Raw genomic sequence first — 19214 nt, forward strand, 5'->3', positions numbered from 1 at the left:
TCACGCCCCGCCCTCCCGCCGCGCCGGACGGACCGCGTGCCACAGGCCGTCCGGTCCTTCGGTGGCGGCTCCCCCGGATGCCAGCCTCGTCAGGCTTTCTCCGACTTTGGCATAGGGGAGGTCGGCGCGGCCCCCGAAGTGACGGCTGTCCCGGATCGCCCTCGGCAGGGGGATCATCTTTCGGCTCCTCGGGTTGTAGGCGGATTCGTCACCGCGCAGGGCGTGCCAGATCCGACGCGGGTGCGCGCCCTGCGGCTGGAGTTGCAGCAGCCGGTGGACCTGGAGGTCGACACGCTGGTCGCGCAGTGACGAGTCGGTACCGCCGCCCTCACGGGGACGCGGGCTGTAGAAGGCGTCGGCAACGGCGGGGCGTCGCTCCTCCACGGGCCGGCGACCGGTGTCCCAGCACGCCGAACAGCGGCAACGGGCCGTGGTGCAACAGCCTTCGGGGAGGTCGGTGACACCGAAGTAGTCGGCGAGGACCCGCTGGGCGCAGACCGTGGTCGCGTCGAAGAAGCCCTTCAGCCGGGCCAGTTCCTCCGTGGCCCGGCGGCCGCGCCGGGCGAGCAGCGGCACGTAGCCGTCGGGCAAGGTCGGGGTGCGTACGGTCAGACCGGTGACCAGGCGGCAGCTGGGGGCCGCCGAGACGTCCAGGAGACCGCGGTCGTGCAGGTCGGCGAGGAGCTCCCAGGTCGCCGCGGGGCCATGGGCGACCGAACGGTAGCCCTCGCACCGGGCCGCGAGTTCCCGGTCGAGGAGCCGGACGTCGACGTTGCGGGGAGTCCCCCAGGAAAGAGCGGTGTCGATCACGGTCTGCTCGATGTGCGCGAGCTCGGCCTCTTCCTCCCCCACGTTCCGCTCCGCGGCGGTACCGGTCCGCTCGGGACCGCGCTGCGCCGGCCGCAGGTCGCCGGGCTTGACCGCGCAGTACGGCGGGTGGTCACCGAGGTCCTCGACGGCTCCGAGGTCGGCGAGCGCGCTGAAGGCCCGCATGATGCCGCTCCGGTAACGCTCCTGGGTGTACCGGTCCTCCAGTTCGGACTCGCTGAGCGCCCCGGCCGCCGCGTCTTCGGCCATGAGGAAGTCGGCCAGCCTCACTGGGTCGAGCGTTCCCTCGGTCTGCGCGAGGACGAGGGCGCCCATGCGGCGCAGCAGTGAGGCCTCCAGTCCCTGGCCGGCCATGAAGCGCACCATGCGCAGCCCTCGGCTCGTGGCCAGGGCGAGGCCGCTGTTCACGGGCCCCGCGCCCGCTGTTCCCCGGCCCGCGCTGTCGCGCCCGGCCCGTCCCATCTGCTGGTAGAGCGCGGCCAGGTCGGTGGGCGGCGACACGCACATCACCGTGCGGACGTCGGACCGGTTGACCCCGAGCCCGAACGCGGAGGTGGCGATGACGACGACCGGCACGAAGCCCTCGTCGCCCTCGCGGGGCGCTTCCCGGAACTCCGTCATGACGGCCGCTTTCTCCGCCTCCGTCAGGCGACCGTGGAACCGCAGCACGCGCACGCCGGTGTCACCGACGTACTCGCGCACATGCGTGTAGAGGGTGTTGACCTCCTTGACCGTGAGGCAGTACAGGATGGCGTGCCCCTGGAGCGAGTCGACGACGCGCTCCACCAGCCCTGCCACTCCGCCCTGCCCCAGCCGGTCCAGGGAGCGCCGGTAGACGGCGAGTTCGGGCCGGATCGGGTTCTCGCGGACCGTGACCAGCCCGCCGACGGCGCCGGAGCGCTCCGCGTCCGCCTCGGCCGAGCCGGGCTCGGGCACCTCGGCGGGCAGGGAGAACAGTCCTTCGCGCAGGGCCTCGTGGACGGCCCGGTTGGCGGTGGCGGTGACCGCGGTGACCGCCACGCCGTGGGTCCGGCGCAGTTCGTCCAGGAACCGGCTGACCCGGCGCATGCTCGGCCGGAAGTCCTCCCACTGCGCCAGCGTGTGCGCCTCGTCGACGGCGATGCGGGTCACCCTGCCCGCCGCCGCGGCAGCCCGTACGGTCTCGCGGAATCGTCGCTGGCAGAGGCGCTCCGGGCTGACGTACACCAGGCGGATGCCGTGGTCGGCGCGGCCGAGGAGCTGGTCCGTCACTTCTGTCTTGCCGGCCCTGCTGCTGGACTCCCGCAGGGGGGAGATCAGGGCGCGGACCGCTCCACCGATGGACCGGTTCAGTTCGAGGGCCTGGTCGTGCATGAGGGCGACGAGTGGGCTGACGACCAGGGTGACGCCGGGCAGGACCAGAGCGGGCAACTGGAAGGTGAAACTCTTGCCGAAGCCGGTGGGCAGCAGCCCGAGTACATCGCGGCCCTCGCTCGCGGCGGTGATGACGGCCTGCTGGGCCGGTTTGAGGGCCACGGGGTCGTGGGCGAGCCTGAGCAGGCCACCGATCCGGGCGCAGCGGTCCCTGACCTCCTTGGCGAGGAGGCCCTGTTCCCGCAGCTTCGTGGTCTCCTCGGGAGTCAGGGCCAGCTCACGGATGCGCCGGGTGTGCGGCAGGAGTGTGTGCCGTTCGAGCGCCTCGGGGGTGCACAGTTCCGCCACGCGGGCGGGCTCCAGGAGTCCTTGGCGCGCCATGAACTCCCAGATGCGGCGCCACCCTTCGGCCATGGTGGTGACGTTGCCGCCGCCGATGTCACCGGTGTCCGGATCGGGGCGTTCCAGCCCGTCGTCGAGGCTGCCGAGGAAGGCGCGCCGGTAGGACCGGCGCAGGCTGCTCTGGCCCGCGAGTTTGCGGTCGCTGATGACGACGACGCCACGGTGCCGGTCGGACCGGATGAGCCGGCCGACCGCCTGGCGGAGCTGGAGCGCGGCCAACGGCAGGTAGTAGTGCTCGGTGGCGGCGCCGTCCGGATCGGGATGGCCCGCTTTCTCGGCACGCTCGGCCACGGCCGCGCGCCGGGCTTCCACGATCGGGGCGGCGAACGGCGCGAAGGGCAGTTTGTTGATCCACACGAGGCGCAGCCGCTCGGCGTCGGAGACGTCGACCCCCTGCCAGAGTCCTTTGGTGCCGACGAGGAAACCGCCGCCCTCCTCCCGGTCGGTGAAGTCCTGGTAGGCGCGGCCGTTTCCGCGAGTGAGCGCCTCGACGACCGGGGTGTCCAGGGCGCGGGAGCGCAGTTCTTCCACAAGGTGGAAGCCGATGCCCGCGGCGGTCGAGCGGGCGGTGGTGAGGATCATGCCGCCTCCGTCGAATCCGTTGCCGTCGGAGCGGGCCCGTGTCATTTCGGTGGCGAATCCGGCCATGTGATGGGCGACGGTGCGCAGCGCGCCCTCTTCCTGCTCGGCCCAGGAGGGAAAGTCGGAGAAGCACACCACTTCGGCCTGGTTCCGCAGGTCGAACGGGGAGGGCAGGTCCAGGACCGGTAAGTCCTCCGACAGGCCCAGGCGGCTCCGCAGGAAGTCCCACTCCCCTGCGACGCGGAGGGTCGCGGAGACGTAGTGGACGCGGCGGAACGACTCCAGATAACGCCGCCACTCCGGATCGGCGGGCAGGTCGACGGGGCTGGTAGCGATACGGAAGCGGTAGGAGCGCAATTCCGCCTTGGGTTCGGCCAGTTCCTCCAGATGGATCACGCGTGAGGGCCGGGTGTCATCCAGCGTGACGGCAGGGTCGAGAAAGGCGCCGATGTCGGACGTGACGCGGTCCAGTGCCGTGGTGATGTCGTCGGTGTGCGATGCCAGGGCGTGCAGACGCTCGCGGACCAGCGGGTCGATGTGCGCGGTGTGCTGGACGACGTGCCGCTCCAGCGTGATGCGGCAGGTCACGAGTGCCTTGGCGATACGGTCCAGCAGCAGCGACAGCCTCCGGGTGTGCCGGGTGCCGGCGGTGCCGGTGTAGGGGCTGGCGAGGGCGGTCGCCCGGCTGCCGATCCGTACGCCCACGCCCTTGGCCTGCGCGTCGAAGGCCTGGGCCGCGAGCCGCGGGAGCCGTTCGTCGTCGAGCAGCCGCTCCAGGTCGGCGATGGCGGAGACGGCCTGGTCACGTGCCGTGCCCGGGTGTGCTTCCACAGCCCATGCCTGATACTCCGACAGCAGGACTTCCATGTCCTGGTAGTCGACGGCCACGGTCAGCGCGGACGTGGCGGCGTTCTCCAGCTCGTGCGCTTCGTCGATCACGAGGAGCACGTCCGGTCCGGCGGCACGCAGGTCGTCCAGGTGGGAGAGGACGAGCGCGTGGTTGGTGAGGATGAGGCGGTGACTGCCGATGGCTTCCCGGACCGTATCGGTGTGCACGGTGAGGGGGTTGCCCGCGCCGGAACCGTAATCGCCGTCGCGCTGGGAGAGCGACTCCAGCCAGAGGGGCAGGACGGGGCCCATGTAGTCGATGAAGAAAGCGGGCAGGTCGACCGGATCGACGGATCTCGCCACCCACGACCGCGGGGGCTCCTTGGCCATGAGCAGGCGCAGGGCGAGGAAGACGGCGAGCTCCCGGAAGCGGAGTCGCTGGGAGAAACGGGCGCGGCCGCGGGGCACGCTCTTGGCACGGCGTCGGCGCGTGGCTTCGGCGAGGGTCTTCGTGAGGGCCGCGAGGGAGAGCCGGTTGGACTTGCCCTTGACCAGGTCGGCGACGCCGAGGATGCCGGGCAGGGCCGACTCCAGGCTCTGGAGGTCCTTCGCCATCTGGCTCTGCAGCTGTTTGGTGTAGGTGGCGATGACCGCCGTACGCGCGTCTCCACCGGCGAGCCAGTCGAGCGCGGCGGCGAGCACCGCGTAACTCTTGCCGGTGCCGGTGGGCGCCTCCAGCAGCCCGCTGACACCGCGGTCGGTCCAGTCGTGCAGCGCCGCCGTCATTCTCTGCTGGGCCGGCCGGGGTTCGACACGGGTGCCGTGCACGACACGGGCGAGCGCGGTCGGGTCGACCCGGCCGTCAGCCCCTCGGAGAAGGTCCGGAACGACGACGGGGGCACAGCCCGGTGCCCTGCCTCCGGACGTACGGCGCGGTGGGTGCTGCGCGAACTCACCGCCCAGCAGACGGGCGACATGGGACTGCTCCCACACAGACGGTTCCCGGTCCGCGGCCCGCTTCCCCTCGGCGAGTTCCCTCATCAGTCGCCACGCGTCGGAGTCAGGACAGACATCGGCGACGAGTTCCCGCAACTCGGCCGTCATGCCGGCGAATTCGGCGGCGGCCCGCTCCAGGAAGCGGACGAGCAGGACCGCGTCACCGTCCGCGGTGTGGGACCACAGTCCTGCCCTGGGTATGCCGAGCTCGCGTGCCAGGTCCTGAAGCCGGTGGGACGGGGCTGTCGGCCACAGGGCATGCGCGAGATACAAGGCGTCGACGGGCCGTACGGCGGCGAACGGATCGCTCGCACCGGCCTCTTGTGCCGCCTCGCTGACGACGGGGAAGTCCAGCCCCGTCCCGTTGTGGGCGACGACGACATCGGCGTCCTGGAGGAAGGCCCGCAGTTCCGTCCACGCCTGCCGCGCCGGAATCCCGTGGTGCAGCACGGCGTCGCGTACGCCGCGATCACGCAACTCCTCGCCGTCCCCCGGGAATCGGAGGTACCGCTGCCATCGAGGTGCCGCCGCCACCCATTCCGGATCGGCGCCGAACCGGACGGCTGCCGCTTCGTAGACGTGGCGTTCCACGTAGGGTGACGCGGCTGTGGTGCGGACGACGCTCTCGATGTCGAGTGCGACGGCCCGCAGGGCCGACGTTCCGCTCGGTGACGCGACATCAGTTGGCTTCGTGGCGCCCGGCAGTGGTTGTTCGCAGAGGGTCGGCTCCGGGCGAGCGGCAGGCAGAATGCGGCCGTCCGCGGCGGTCAGCAGACCTCCGCCGACCGCCTCGGCGACCAGCTTCGCCAGCCGCTGCCGCGGCAGTCTGCTGAACCGCTTGGCCGCTGCCACGGCAAGATCCCGCTCGGCGATTCCGGACGGGAAAGCACGGACCAGGTCCGCGATCTTCCGTGCCGCAGCGGAGACCGTCTGCTCCTCGGCCACCAACACACCCTCCCCTGTGCATGGCTCCCGGTCGGGGCGCTGACCGCACCGCTCGGTGACCTCGACTCCCCTCCCCCTGAAGAATCGAGGCGCGCGCTCGCGGCATCAGCTACGACGTTCGCGTCGAGCAGTGCGGAGGCTGACCCTGTCAGCCATGCGCTCCGTCCACCGCGGGCAGCACCGTGAATGGTCCGGCGTCACTGGCGGCCCTTCATTATAGGCACGCTTCTTTGGAAAATTTTGGAGCATCCAGGAAGTCAATGGGCCAGCGGCATACGGCTACCCGACCCCATAGAGAGTCGCCAGATCGACCAGGAGCAGATCATCGCGTCCGGCCGCGGGCTCGATCAGGTCCGGGTAGAACCCGTGCAGGGAAAACAGGGCCGGGCAGGCCGCCGGGAAGCAGGGTGTGGGCGTATCGGCGGGTGAAGGTGCGGGCGAGGTCCTCGAAGTGCGGGCCGAGGATCTTGGAGTTGAAGGTCGGCGCGGCGGCCCGCCACGCCTCGTCGGCGAAGCCCTGTTCCACCGCGGCCGCCTGCGGCAGGGTGATCAGCTGATTGAAGCGGATGACGGGAACGGCCAGGGTGATGACGGGATGGCGGGGACGCAGGATGCCCTGCTCGCGCTGGATGCAGCCGGTGGACTCCAGGACGTCGAGCGGGTGGGTGACCGCGTTGCACTGCCGTTCCAGGGCCGCGCCGATCTTGGTCGGGGTGGTGGCGCCCTGGGCGATCGCGGTGAGGATGTCGTAGTAGAGAGTGTGCTGGGTGATCCGCGGATCCTCGCGCAGCAGATACTCCGTCTCCGTACGCGAGTAGACCGCTCGCCCCGGGTCCAGGAGCGTCCGTGTGAGCCAGGAGGCGAAGCCGTCGTTCGGGTGCGGGCGGGCCGCCACCGGCCGGTAACCGGGAGCGCCACCGAGGACGGCGTGCACCTGCAGGGCGGTGAGCAGGTCGTCGATCTGCCAGAACTCGCGGCTGGCCCGGTAGTCGAAGGCTCCCAGCCTCAGATCGATCACCGCACGACCGCGCAACGGCTTTGTCCCCGAGAGCAGTTCGTGCATGACGCTCATCGCGGACCCGCAGAGGATCACCCGCGCTCCAGGTCCGGCCCCGGTGCCCCGCTGGCGCTCGTCATAGAGCTGCTGGAGCAGCCCCGGGATCTCGGGAGAGTGCTGCAGGAGATACGGCAACTCGTCGATCACCAGCAGCGGGGTCTGTGAACGCGCGGTGACATCAAGGGCGTTGGACAGGACTTCGCGCCAGTCGGTCAACCGCAGCGTGCCGGGCCGGAGCCCCGCGTGGGCCGCGATGGCGTCACTGAACCGCCGGATCGCCGGCAGCCGTCCTTCCTCCCGCACCGCGGTGACGTACAAACCCCCGACCTGCTCTGACAGTGCCTGCAGGAGGTACGACTTCCCGTGTCGTCTGCGTCCCGACACGGTCCCCAGACGCATCGCCGGATCCGGGTCGGTGACGAATTCGGTGAGCAGACCCCACTCACGATCACGGTCGACCACGTCCCCGGGCTTGGCAAGCATGCTCTCGTCCACCGGAACCCTCCACCAGACCGCGGGGTGCCGGGCGAATCCGGCCGCAGGTCAACCCGCCTGCGTCACCCGCTTCAAGATCGCCACGCACTCCACATGATGCGTCATCGAGAAGATGTGAACAGAAAACATGTCGAAAGAACCACCAGGTCAGCGACCCATCGCCTGCCTTGCACGCTGATCACCAGTGTGCGCTACGGGCGCTACGAGCATCCGGCCGACGCTCCCCCGCTGCCGGGTCACGCATGCCGTCCAGGGCCACGCCTCGAAACGCACCAACTCGATATGCCCTACAGGCAGTTCGCTGCCGCCTGCCCGATCGCGCCGCGGCACACAGCCCCTGGAGGGGAACGCCTGCCGTCTTCAGAGGGGCAAGTTGCCGGGCCACACTCGGAACGCCCCGTACCCATTGAGCGGTTGCACGACGCGGAACTCTCGGCGGTCAAGCGTGGGATGGCACCAGTGCCATAGTCGGCGACAAGGGCCACGTGCAGAGGGCAGCAGCCCGGTCCAGGACGAGGCCGTTGTGGCGGGCGCAACAAACTGCGCGGCCTCAAGACGGCCCTCCGTGATCTCTGGTACGACGAGGCGGGAGATCTCGGCAAGCCCCTGAGACCGACAGCTGAACGTCGCCTCTGTCATCGCGGCGTCGCGAGTCACCTACCGTTCCTGGCAGCATCGGTCTCGGCGCGCGACGTCCTGGTTGGAGATTCAGGTGAAGCGACAGCTCAACGAACGTCAGCTACAGGTACTGCGATGGGTCGGCCAAGGCTGCCCGGACGGCGTGTGGGAAGGCAGCACATACAAGATCAGCTGTCAGGCACTTCAGAATCGAGGACTGCTCAAAGTTTCGAAACGGCAAGGGCGGTGGTCCGCCACTCTGACCAGCGCCGGCCAGCACTACGTGGACCACGGAACCTATCCACCGGATCACTCCCGGACCCAACGCATGCCACTTGCTCAGCCTGCGGCGCCGACTTCTGCCGCATCAGCCGGAAGGAAGAGCAGCATGGAGGCAGCCACGCCTGCCGTTCCGAAGAAACCTGCTCCCACGGTCCGGCTACGGCACAAGACGTTTACAGAACAGCTCCTGGAAGAACTCGCGGAAGCGGGTGGCCGGATCGTCAAGAGAGAAGCCACCGGCCGGGAGACCGAGAAGTGGCCTGCCCGCGTCGCTGCAGCACGCAGGTCAGGAAAGGTCCCCAAGACAAAGGAACTGCACGGTGGCTGGTGCCGTGAAGGCTATGAAATTCGCCTGGTCGATGTGCCTGCCTGGCGCCTGACCACGCTCAAGCCCATTACCGTACCCGCCAGGCTCACCCAACCGCACACCGTGATCAAAACCCTGCAAAACCAATCCCAACCCATGGGCCTGACCAAGGCCGTGCAGGGACGAGCCCTCCGGCTCATCCAGGCGCTCATCACCACCACCGACACCCAAGGGCACACCAGCAACATCGGAACGATGCGCGGTGCACCTCCGTCCCACCGGCGACGAAGCACCCCTCCTCACTTCACCATCACCGCCCAAGGACAGGAAATCGGCTTCCTCGTCCTACAGGAACAGGACCGAAGCGAGCACACACCCACCGAAAAGGAACTCGCGGAGGCCAAGAAGTACAGCTGGGTCCGAATCCCCCGGTTTGATTACGCCCCTTCCGACCGCCTGCGCATCATCCTCACAGGAGGCCAGCCGCACCGGTCCAGCGAATGGGCAGACACCGTCGACCGCCCCCTCGAGAACCAGCTCCCGGAAATCGTACAAGAGGTGACTCTTCGGGGAGAGGCCGCCGAACGCAAACGGCTGGCCGACCTGGAGGCGGCAAAACAGAAACGGCTCCGCTGGGAAGCCGCCATGCAGCACGCCCGCACCGGGTACGCCGAGGCCTACCGCGTGAATCACCTCGAAGCCCAAGAGCAGGCATGGCGCCATGCGACTCGCCTGACCGAGTACCTCCATGCTGTCCGCGCCTATGTGAAGACCATTCCGGCCGGGCCGGTCAAGACCGACGCCGAGGCCTGGCTCACCTGGGCTCAGACACACCTGGAGCGCCTGAATCCGCTGAGCACGCCACCCCGGCTACCCGACGTCCCCGAACCACGCGCCGATGACCTGAGGCCGTTCCTCCATGGGTGGAGCCCTCATGGCCCCAACTCCTACTGAGAGTCGGCCCTTTGGCTTTGTGCACGACTTCCGTCAGCACGTGTTCACGACTCCGAGAGGCACCTGGCGGCCGGAAGAGTCGATGTTCACGAGAACGGGAGGCGCGCACCGTCGGCCACGGCGCGGTGCTGGCTGCCCCCTACGCCGGTAGCCAGCGCTTTTGCCCCGGACTCCCGAGGGGCGGTAGACGGTGTCCCGCCAGTCACCACCGAGCTGCCGCCCGAAGTCATGAGCATCCGGCGCGGGCGCTGCCTCCCGAACTGCTGTCGAAACGCTGCTCTGCGACGTGAACAGAGCCAGCCCTTCCAGCAAACACCCAGCCCGGACCCGACCCCGGCTGCTTTTCTCATGCCAGAAGAGGGGAGGAGATAAGAGGTAGGATAGGTAGCATGAGCGAGCCTACCGGCAAGTACTCGATCACGATGCCCCGGGACATCGCGGAAGCCGCCCGCGCCCGCAGCGGCCCTTCCGGCCTGTCCGCTTACGTCGCCGCCGCGGTCGCCCGCCAGATCGAGCGCGACAACCTCAACGAGCTCATCACCGTCGCCGAGGCCGAACACGGCGCCATCACCGATGAGGAGATCCAGGCCTTGCGCGACCAGCTCCACCAAGCACACCAAGGGCAGACGCAGGGCGGAGCGGACGCCGCGTGACCCGCCCCCTCACCGCCACACCAGGCGGCACCCTCGCCTTGGACAGCGAAGGACTGGCCAAGGCCGTACTGCGCGACCGCACGGTCACCGCGTGGCTCGCCCTCGCCCGCGCCGACGACCTGCGGGTGATCACGTCCGCAGCCACCCTCGTCGAGGTGGTCCACGCCCGGATCAACCGCCCGGCCCTGGAATGGACACTGTCCCGCCTCGTGGTCGAACCGATCACCGAGCCGATCGCCCGCCACGCCGCCACACTGCTCGCCAACGCCGGACTGCACGGCCATAAGTACGCCATCGACGCCATGTTCAGCGCTACCGCCCTCGCCGCCCGGGGCCCCGTCACGATCCTCACCTCTGACCCGGAGGACATCACCACGCTGTGCGGCACACACGCCACCGTGATCAAGATCTGAATATCGACTCGCCACGACGCTACGAGGCCGCATACCCAGAGCCGGGGCCCTCCACGTGGTTCGCCACATCATCGGGGAGTTCGTTGAGAATGCCTCGCGCCCGACCGGGCATAGAACACTGCGGGGCCGACTCCGCAATCCTGGGCAGATCAGTGCCGAGCCCAGTGACTCCACCAGCCGGAGCAGATCATGCTGGGACAAGGCCATCGCGTCACCTCTCTCAACGAGCTTCACCAATCGGAGAGTTACGCGATAGCCGCCCCGCCACCAAGAGTCCACATTGATCGCTGCCACACCACCCGACGGGACACCATCTCGCCCTGCCCAACACACCGCCCGTCGACCGGACTCAAAGGTCCAGTCGACGGGCGATTCTGTGCCCTCTGGCCACCCTCCCGACGAGCGTCACACGAGCGTCAGGAGAGCGTCACGAGCGTCATTTCAGCGTCAGAATTTCGCCCCTAACGCACATAGCGCACACAATGCACACCAGGTAAAACCGCAGGTCAGAGGCCCTTTGCCGCAGGCTTGAGGATCGCGACGCACTCAACGTGATGGGTCACCGGAAACAGATCGAACGCCCGCAGCGTAGTCACCCGGTACCCCTCCCCCGCGAAGTACTTCAGGTCCCGCGCCAACGCCGCCGGGTCGCAGGCCACGTACGCGATCCTGCGCGCGCCCAGAGACGCGACATGCCGCACCGTCTGCTTGCCGGCGCCCACCCGGGGCGGGTCCAGGACGATCACGTCCGCCTCGGTGATGCCGGTGCACGGCAGGACGGACTCCACCTTGCCCTGTTCGATCCGTACCCGGTCCAGGTCGCCCAGGTTGTGCCGGGCGTCGGCGACGGCTCGCTTGCTGGATTCGATGCCGAGCACCGCGCCCTTGTCGCCGACCCGTTCCGCGAGCGCGCCCGCGAAGAGGCCGACGCCGCAGTACAGGTCGAGGGCCATGTCGCCCTTGCGTGGCATCAGGCCCTGCATGACGGCTTCTACCAGCAGGTCGGCCGCCTTGGGGTGGACCTGCCAGAAGCCGCCCTCGGCGACGCGCCAGGTGCGGCCGGCGGCGCGTTCGCGGACGAAGGGGCGGCCGTGGACTCGGTGGATCTGCTGGTCCTTCTCGCCCACGCGCAGCACGGACACCGGCTTGTCGAGTTCGACGATGGGGAGGCGGCCGCCGGGGCGCGGGGTCAGGACCACCTGGCGGTCGGTCGAGCCGACGGCCGCGATCGCCTCGACCGAGGCGATCCGGGGCCACTCGCGCTGCTCGATGCCGAGTTCGGTGACCTCGGGGGCGGCGATGAGGCAGTGGTCGACGGTCTGGACCTCGTGGGAGCGGTGCTTGCGCAGGCCCGCGTGGCCCTCGGCGTCGATCGCGTACTGGACGCGGGTGCGCCAGGCGGGGACCTCGCCCTTGGCGACCTTGTCGCCGGGGGCGGGGACGACGGTGCCGTCCCAGCCAGCCTCCTCGGGGGTCAGGCCCGCCAGCCGGCTCAACTGCTCGGTGATCACGGCGGCCTTGAGGCGGCGCTGGGCGCCGGGGGCCACGTGCTGCCAGTCGCAGCCGCCGCACTTGCCGGGGCCGGAGAAGGGGCAGGGGGCCTCGATGCGGTCCTTGGAGGGTTCCAGGATCTCCACGGCGTCGGCGCGCAGGAAGCGGGAGGTTTCCTCGCCCTCGGTGACGCGGGCCACGACCCGCTCCCCCGGCAGTGTGTGCCGCACGAACAGGACCCGGCCGCTGTCCGTACGGGCCACGCAGTGGCCGCCGTGTGCCACCGGGCCGACCTCGACCTCGTACTCCTCGCCGACCAGCGATGCTTCGGTCTTGTGCTGCATTGCGGGTCGACTCCAGGGATGTGAGAGAGGGGCGGGACAACAGCCGATCAGTGTACGTTGCCCCGCCCCTTGTTCCCGCAGATGCCGCAGATGCCGCGGATGCCACGGCTCCCGCAGCTCCCGCCGCCGCTATTTCTTCGTGGCGGCCTTCTCCCTGCGCGGCTGCGCCACCGGGCCCCGGCGCACGGAGCCCGGCGCGCTCCACTCGGCGCGTCTGCGGGCGCGTCGCTTCGCGGCCTCGGAGGAGTCGAGCTGCCAGGGCACGGAGGTGACCATCACGCCGGGTGTGAAGAGCAGGCGGCCCTTCAGGCGCAGGGCGCTCTGGTTGTGCAGCAGGTGCTCGTACCAGTGGCCCACGACGTACTCGGGGATGTAGACGCTGACGACGTCGCGCGGGCTCTCCTTGCGCAGCGACTTCACGTAGTCGACCACCGGGCGGGTGATCTCGCGGTACGGGGAGTCGAGGATCTTCAGCGGGACGTCGAGGCCGCGCCGGTGCCACTCCTCGCGCAGGGCCTTGGTCTCGGCGGCGTCGACGCTGATGCTGAGCGCTTCGAGGGTGTCGGAGCGCATGAGCTTGGCGTAGGCCAGGGCGCGCAGGGTGGGCTTGTGGACCTTGGAGACCAGGACGATGGAGTGGACCCGGGAGGGGCGGACGGCCTCGGCGCCCGGTTCCTCCTCGGCGGCGATCTCCTCGGCGACGCGGTCGTAGTGGCGGCGGATCGCGGTCATGGTGGCGTAGAAGATCACCATGCCGAGGAGGGCGACCCAGGCGCCGTGGGTGAACTTCGTCACCAGGACCACGACGAGGACGAGGCCGGTGAGGAAGGCGCCGAAGGCGTTGATCGCGCGGGAGCGGATCATGTGGCGGCGCTTGGCCGGGTCGGTCTCGCTCGCCAGGTGGCGGTTCCAGTGCCGGACCATGCCGGTCTGGCTGAGGGTGAAGGAGACGAAGACGCCGACGATGTAGAGCTGGATGAGCTTGGTGGAGTCGGCGCCGTAGATGTAGACGAGGACGGCGGCGGCGCCGGCGAGCAGCACGATGCCGTTGGAGAAGGCGAGCCGGTCGCCGCGGGTGTGCAGCTGGCGCGGCAGGTAGCGGTCCTGGGCGAGGATCGAGCCGAGCAGCGGGAAGCCGTTGTAGGCGGTGTTGGCGGCCAGGAACAGCACGAGCGCCGTCGCCGCGGCCAGGACGATGAACAGGAACGAGCCGTTGCCGAAGACGGCTTCGGCGACCTGGGAGATCACCGGGTTCTGGGTGTAGCCGGAGCCGACGGGCTGCCCGTTCCTGAGCAGGTCGGTGGCGGGGTTCTCGGCCATGCGCACGTTCGTGGCCATGGCCAGGCCGATGATGCCGCAGAACATGGTGACGGCGAGGCCGCCCATGAGGGCGAGCGTGCTGGCCGCGTTCTTGCTCTTGGGCTTGCGGAAGGCGGGGACGCCGTTGCTGATGGCCTCGACGCCGGTGAGGGCGGCGCAGCCGGAGGAGAAGGCGCGCAGCAGCAGGAAGACGAGGGCGAAGCCCGCGAGTCCCTGGTGTTCGGCGTGGATGGTGTAGTCGGCGGTGGGGGCCTTCATGGTGTGGCCCAGGAGCAGGCCGCGGACCGCGCCCCAGGCGATCATCACGAAGACGCCGCCGACGAAGACGTAGGTGGGGATCGCGAAGAGTTTTCCGGATTCCTTGACGCCGCGCAGGTTCATCAGTGTGAGCAGGACGATGACGGCGATGGCGCAGGCCGTCTTGTGCTCGACGACGAAGGGGACGGCGGAGCCGAGGTTCTCGATGCCGGAGGCGATGGAGACGGCGACGGTCAGGACGTAGTCGACGAGCAGGGCGCTGGCGACGGTCAGTCCGGCCTTGGGGCCGAGGTTGACGTTGGCGACCTCGTAGTCGCCGCCGCCGCTGGGGTAGGCGTGCACGTTCTGGCGGTACGAGGCGACCACCGTGAACATCAGCACCACGACCGCGAGGGCGATCCAGGGGCTGAAGTGGTAGGCGGACACACCTGCCACGGACAGCACGAGCAGCACTTCGCCCGGCGCGTAGGCCACGGAGGAGAGGGGGTCGGAGGCGAAGACGGGGAGAGCGATGCGCTTGGGGAGCAGGGTCTCTCCCAGCTTGTCGCTGCGCAGCGCCCGGCCGATGATGATCCGTTTCGGCAGGTCGGTCAGTTTGGACACAGCAGAGGATCGTAAGCGTTCGTTCGCCCGTGCGCCCACCCGCCACCCGCCGGGCGGGGAATGAGGCGCATGCCACATTTCCGTCCCGGCGGGGCGAGCACGGTGCCGCTCAGCCGTGCAGGCGGACCGGCAGGGTGCGGTGTCCGTTGGAGATGAAGGAGTCGACGGGTTCGAGCCGCTCGGGGGCGGCGGCGAGGGTGAGCGCGGGGAAGCGGGCGAAGAGGGCGGGCAGGGCGACGGCGGCTTCGAGCCGGGCGAGGGGGGCGCCGAGGCAGAAGTGGGCGCCGTGTCCGAAGGAGAGGTGGTCCTTGACGGGGCGGGTGATCTCGAAGGTGCCGGCGGTCGCGCCGTGGACGCGCGGGTCGCGTCCGGCGGCCGCGTAGCCGGCGAGGATCGCGTCGCCCCGGCGCAGGACGGTGCCGTTGTCGAGGGGGATGTCCTCGACGGCGTAGCGCAGGGGGAGGTTGGCGACGGGGGCCTGGTGGCGCAGGGTCTCCTCGACGACGTCCGTCCAGCTCGCCTCTCCGGTGCGGACGAGGGCGAGCTGGGCGGGGTGGGTGAGGAGGGCGTGGATGGCGTTGTCGAGGAGGTTGACGGTGGTCTCGTGTCCGGCGCCGACCATGAGCAGGAGAGTGTCGACGAGTTCCTGCTCGGTGAGGCGGCGCCCGCCGTCCTCCTCCTTCCCGCCCTCCTTGGCGTCCTCGTCGCGGGCGGCGATCAGGTCGCTGGTGAGGTCGTCGCCGGGGGTGGCGCGTTTGGCGGCGACGACGGAGGCGAGCAGCCGGTACATCTCGGCGTGGTTGGCGGTGACCTCCTCGGGGCCGGCGCTGGTGTGGAAGATCGAGTCGACGCAGCGGCGCAGCCCGGTGCGGGTCTCGCCCTCGGGCAGGCCCAGGAGTTCGCAGATGACCTGGATCGGGATCGCGTAGGCGTACTTCTCGCGCAGGTCCACGACGTCGCCGGGGGCCGCGGCCAGTTCGCCGAGGAGTTCGTCCACGATCGCTTCGACGCGCGGGCGCAGGGCGTTGGTGCGGCGGGCGGTGAACGCCTTGGCGACGAGGGTGCGCAGACGTTTGTGCTCGCTGCCGTAGGCGGTGAACATGTTCTGCACCGCGACCCAGGTGTACAGCGGCCATTCCGGGCGGATCTCGCCCTTGATCCAGGCCGGCCAGTGCCGGCGCGGGTCCTTGGAGACGCGGGGGTCGGTCAGGAGCTTCTTGAGCAGTTCCTGGTCGGTCACTCCCCACGCCACCACGCCGCCAGGGAGTTCCACGGGGACCGCCGGGCCGTGGGCGCGGACGCGTGCCGCCTCGCCGTGGATGTCGCGTCCGGCGGGGTCGATGACGACGGGGCATGCGGGGCGGTCCATCGGCTCTCTCCCGGCCATGGGTTCTCTGCTGGCCATCGGCTCTCTCCTGGGGTGTCGGCCGGACGCGGGGCCGGCCGGTGGCCGGGGCGCGCGTGCCGGTCGTGGTGTCCGGGCGGTACGGGCGCGGACGGCGCGGCCCGCGGGGGGACGGGCGGGAAGCGCACGGGCAGCGCGGTCAGGGCGCGGTGGAAGGGGCCGGGCCGCCACACCAACCGGTCGACGGGCACGGCGAGTTCGCAGTCGGGGAGCCGGTCCAGCAGCCGTTCCAGGGCGACGGCGGCGATGAGGCGGGCGGCGTCCTTGGCGGGGCAGTGGTGGGGGCCGGCGCTCCAGGCGAGGTGGGCGCGGTTGCCGGTGCGGTGCTCGCTGTGCAGGGAGGGGTCGGTGTTGGCGGCGGCGAAGCTGATGACGACGGGTTCGCCGGCGGGCAGCAGGGTGCCGCCGAAGTCGACGTCCTGCAGCGGGTAGTGGACGGCGTAGTTGGCCATCGGCGGGTCGAGCCAGAGGACTTCGTCGAGGGCGTCGTCGACGGGCATCGAGCCGCCGGCGAGGTCGCCGGCGAAGCGGTCGTCGGACAGCAGCAGCCGCAGGGCGTTGGCGATGAGGTTCTGCTGGGGTTCGGTGCCCGCGCCGATGAGGACGACGAGCTGGTGGAGCATCTCCTCGTCGGTGAGGCGGGCCGGGTGGGCCAGCAGCCAGGAGGTCATGTCGGCGCCGGGGCTGCCGCGTTTGAGGTCGACGAGTTCGGTGAGGCCCTCGGTGATGACGGCGTCGGCGCGTTCGGCGTCGACGCCGTCGAAGATGCCGGAGAAGCCCTCGACGAGGCGGTCGCCGAGTTCGCCGGGGCAGCCGAAGAGCTGCTGGAAGACCAGCAGCGGCAGGACCTTGGCGTAGGAGCCGAGGAGGTCGGCCTCGCCCTTGGCGGCGAACCGGTCGATGAGGGTGTCGGCGCTGCGCTCGACGTAGCCGCGCAGGGCGTTGGGGTCGATGCGGGCGAGGCTGTCGGTGACGGCCTGGCGCAGCCGGCGGTGTGCTTCCCCGTCGGAGAACAGGCAGTTGGGCCGGTAGGCCATCATCGGCACGACGGGGTTGTCGGGGGCGACGCGGCCGTCGGCCAGGGCGCGCCAGCGGCGGGCGTCCTTGCCGAACACGGCGGGGGTGCGCAGCACTTCGAGTGCGGCGCGGTAGTCGGTGACGAGGCCGGCGGTGGCGCCGGGGGCCAGTTCGACGGGGGCGACGGGCCCGTACGCGCGCAGCCTGCGGTAGACGGCGTGCGGGTCGGCGGCGAAGTCGGGACCGTACAGGGGTACGGCCCCGGTGTGCGCGGGGCAGCCGGGTGGCGGGGTGGTGCCGGGGCGGTGGTTCACTCGGGCTCCCCGGCCGGGAGCGCGCCGGGGCGGGGGGCGCGCAGGGTCTGGAGGTATTCGACGAGGGCGATCAGGGCGCGGGTGGAGGAGATACGGTCGCGGGCGTCACAGCTGACGAGCGGGGTCTCGGGCAGCAGGTCGAGGGCCTCGCGGATCTCCTCGTGGGGGTGTTCGGGGGCGCCGTCGAAGTGGTTGACGGCCACCGCGTAGGGCAGTCCCTGTTCCTCCAGCAGTCCCATGACGTCGAAGGACTGCTCCAGTCTGCGGGTGTCGGCGAGGACGAGGGCGCCGAGGGCGCCTTCGGTCATGTCCTGCCACAGCCGGGTGAAGCGCTGCTGGCCGGGGGCGCCGAAGAGGTAGAGCACGAGGCTGTCGCTGAGGGTGAGGCGGCCGAAGTCCATGGCGACGGTCGTGGTGGTCTTGCCGTCGATGCCGGCGAGGTCGTCGACCAGTGCCCCGGCCTGGGTCATGGTCTCCTCGGTGCGCAGCGGCCGGATCTCCGACAGGGAGCCGACGAAGGTGGTCTTGCCCACCGCGAAGTGGCCCACGACGAGGATCTTCGCCGCGGTGTGCACGGACTCTCGCAGATGGACGGCTCCGTCAGAGACGAGCACGGAGTCCATCGAGCACCTCCTGGAGGATCTGGGCCTCGGGCAGTTGTGCCGAGGGGATGGGGGCGCGGGTGAGGATGTGGCCGCTGTCGACGAGGTCGCCGAGGAGCACCTTGGTGACGCTGACGGGCAGCGTGAGGTGGCCGGCGATCTCGGCGACGGACAGCGGGCCGCCCAGGCACAGTTCCATCAGGCGGCGCTTTTCGGGGCTGAGGCCCGAGAGCGGCCGGTCGGGCTGGGCCAGGACGAGGGTGACCAGGTCGAAGGTGTTGCGGGTGGGGTGGGCGCGGCCGTCGGTGACGACGTACGGCCGCACTAACCCCTCGCCGCGGCGCTGCGGGGGCGGTGTCATGCCGGGGCGTCCGTGGGCCAGTTGCCGCCGCGGGGCGGGCTGGTGAGTTCCTTGCCGAGCCGGTCGACGAGTTTTTGCATGCGGTAGGTGACGGCTTCCATGTCGACGTGCTCGCCGGCGGAGACGGCGAGGTAGGCGCCGGGGCCGGCGGCGATGAGGAAGACGTAGCCGTCGGCGAACTCCACGAGCGTCTGCCGCCAGGCGCTGTCCTGGGGCGCCCGGTGGTTGCAGAACTCGGCGGTGGAGCGGCTGATGGACTGCAGTCCCGAGAGGGCGGCGGCCTGGCGTTCGGCCTCGTCGCGCTCGATGCCGGCGGAGCGGGCGCGCAGCATGCCGTCGGCGGACAGCAGGATGGCGTGCCGGGCCTCCGGGATCTTGACGACCTCGTCCAGCATCCAGCCCAGGTCGTTGTTCGCGCGGGGGGTCGGGTGGGCGGTCGGGTGGGGGTTCACGTGGTCGTTCACGCTCGGGGGTTCCCTTCGTCGTCTGCGGGGGCCTGGTCAAAGGAGCGGGCCCGGGCGTCGGACCCCGTGGGGCCGGGTGCCGCCCGGTCGGGTTCCGTGCCGTCGGGGAGGAGGCCGGCCACGGAGAAGCCGGCGCCGTCGCTGCGCCCGGCGCGGGTGCCGCGCGCGAACGCGCCCATGATGCGGGCGGTCTGCTCGGCGCTGCGCTGCGGCGGTTCGCCGGTGGGGGTGCCGGCGGGCTGGGTGTGGGTGCGCCCGGCGGGCGGGGGCGTGGGCGTTCCGGCGCGGCGGCGCAGGACACGCAGCAGCCGGCGGGCGGTGC

11 protein-coding genes and 2 pseudogenes are annotated in these 19214 nt (G+C 70.4%); 3 read left to right on the forward strand and 10 right to left on the reverse strand.

All coding sequences use genetic code 11. The annotated features are described in order from the left end of the window. Together ACFP1Z_RS30395 and ACFP1Z_RS30400 are read right to left on the reverse strand one after the other, a co-directional pair. Positions 1 to 5934 (reverse strand): DEAD/DEAH box helicase, encoded by a 5934-nt coding sequence (locus ACFP1Z_RS30395; protein ID WP_390320933.1) that lies wholly within the window; start codon positions 5932 to 5934, stop codon positions 1 to 3. A gap of 279 nt (positions 5935 to 6213) precedes the next feature. After that, positions 6214 to 7474 (reverse strand): annotated as a pseudogene (locus tag ACFP1Z_RS30400) (AAA family ATPase). Positions 7475 to 8492: 1018 nt separating this feature from the next. Here ACFP1Z_RS30400 and ACFP1Z_RS30405 point away from each other — a divergent pair. The 3 genes from ACFP1Z_RS30405 (at position 8493) to ACFP1Z_RS30415 (ending at position 10713) form a co-directional block, all read left to right on the forward strand. Further along, a complete protein-coding gene (locus ACFP1Z_RS30405) occupies positions 8493 to 9647 on the forward strand; it encodes a hypothetical protein (protein WP_390320934.1) in 1155 nt (384 codons plus the stop codon). A 389-nt stretch (positions 9648 to 10036) separates the two neighbouring features. After that, a complete protein-coding gene (locus ACFP1Z_RS30410; RefSeq protein ID WP_390320935.1) occupies positions 10037 to 10300 on the forward strand; it encodes a CopG family transcriptional regulator in 264 nt (87 codons plus the stop codon). After that, positions 10297 to 10713 (forward strand): type II toxin-antitoxin system VapC family toxin, encoded by a 417-nt coding sequence (locus tag ACFP1Z_RS30415; RefSeq protein WP_390320936.1) that lies wholly within the window; start codon positions 10297 to 10299, stop codon positions 10711 to 10713. Before ACFP1Z_RS30410 ends, ACFP1Z_RS30415 begins: the two co-directional genes overlap by 4 nt. Before the next feature lie 506 nt (positions 10714 to 11219). Here the strand turns inward: ACFP1Z_RS30415 and ACFP1Z_RS30420 are convergent. The 8 genes and pseudogenes from ACFP1Z_RS30420 to ACFP1Z_RS30455 form a co-directional block, all read right to left on the reverse strand. Further along, positions 11220 to 12548 (reverse strand): class I SAM-dependent RNA methyltransferase, encoded by a 1329-nt coding sequence (locus tag ACFP1Z_RS30420; protein WP_390320937.1) that lies wholly within the window; start codon positions 12546 to 12548, stop codon positions 11220 to 11222. 129 nt (positions 12549 to 12677) lie between these two features. Beyond that, positions 12678 to 14729 (reverse strand): APC family permease, encoded by a 2052-nt coding sequence (locus tag ACFP1Z_RS30425; RefSeq protein WP_390320938.1) that lies wholly within the window; start codon positions 14727 to 14729, stop codon positions 12678 to 12680. 109 nt (positions 14730 to 14838) lie between these two features. Continuing rightward, a complete protein-coding gene (locus ACFP1Z_RS30430; protein WP_390320946.1) occupies positions 14839 to 15984 on the reverse strand; it encodes a cytochrome P450 family protein in 1146 nt (381 codons plus the stop codon). Continuing rightward, on the reverse strand, positions 15966 to 17465 hold the full coding sequence (locus ACFP1Z_RS30435; RefSeq protein WP_390320939.1) for a cytochrome P450: 1500 nt from the start codon (positions 17463 to 17465) through the stop codon (positions 15966 to 15968). The genes ACFP1Z_RS30430 and ACFP1Z_RS30435 overlap by 19 nt, the downstream gene beginning before the upstream one ends. Then, positions 17462 to 18088, reverse strand: coding sequence for a GTP-binding protein (locus ACFP1Z_RS30440; RefSeq protein ID WP_390320940.1), 627 nt, complete (start codon positions 18086 to 18088; stop codon positions 17462 to 17464). Before ACFP1Z_RS30440 ends, ACFP1Z_RS30435 begins: the two co-directional genes overlap by 4 nt. After that, positions 18066 to 18428, reverse strand: a complete 363-nt coding sequence (locus tag ACFP1Z_RS30445) for a DUF742 domain-containing protein (protein ID WP_390320941.1) — start codon at positions 18426 to 18428, stop codon at positions 18066 to 18068. The genes ACFP1Z_RS30440 and ACFP1Z_RS30445 overlap by 23 nt, the downstream gene beginning before the upstream one ends. Continuing rightward, positions 18425 to 18823 (reverse strand): roadblock/LC7 domain-containing protein, encoded by a 399-nt coding sequence (locus ACFP1Z_RS30450; protein WP_390320947.1) that lies wholly within the window; start codon positions 18821 to 18823, stop codon positions 18425 to 18427. The genes ACFP1Z_RS30445 and ACFP1Z_RS30450 overlap by 4 nt, the downstream gene beginning before the upstream one ends. A 65-nt stretch (positions 18824 to 18888) precedes the next feature. Then, positions 18889 to 19214: pseudogene (locus ACFP1Z_RS30455) on the reverse strand (hypothetical protein); the annotation flags it as partial.

The organism is Streptomyces gamaensis (genome assembly GCF_042656465.1).
Taxonomy (GTDB): Bacteria; Actinomycetota; Actinomycetes; order Streptomycetales; family Streptomycetaceae; genus Streptomyces; species Streptomyces gamaensis.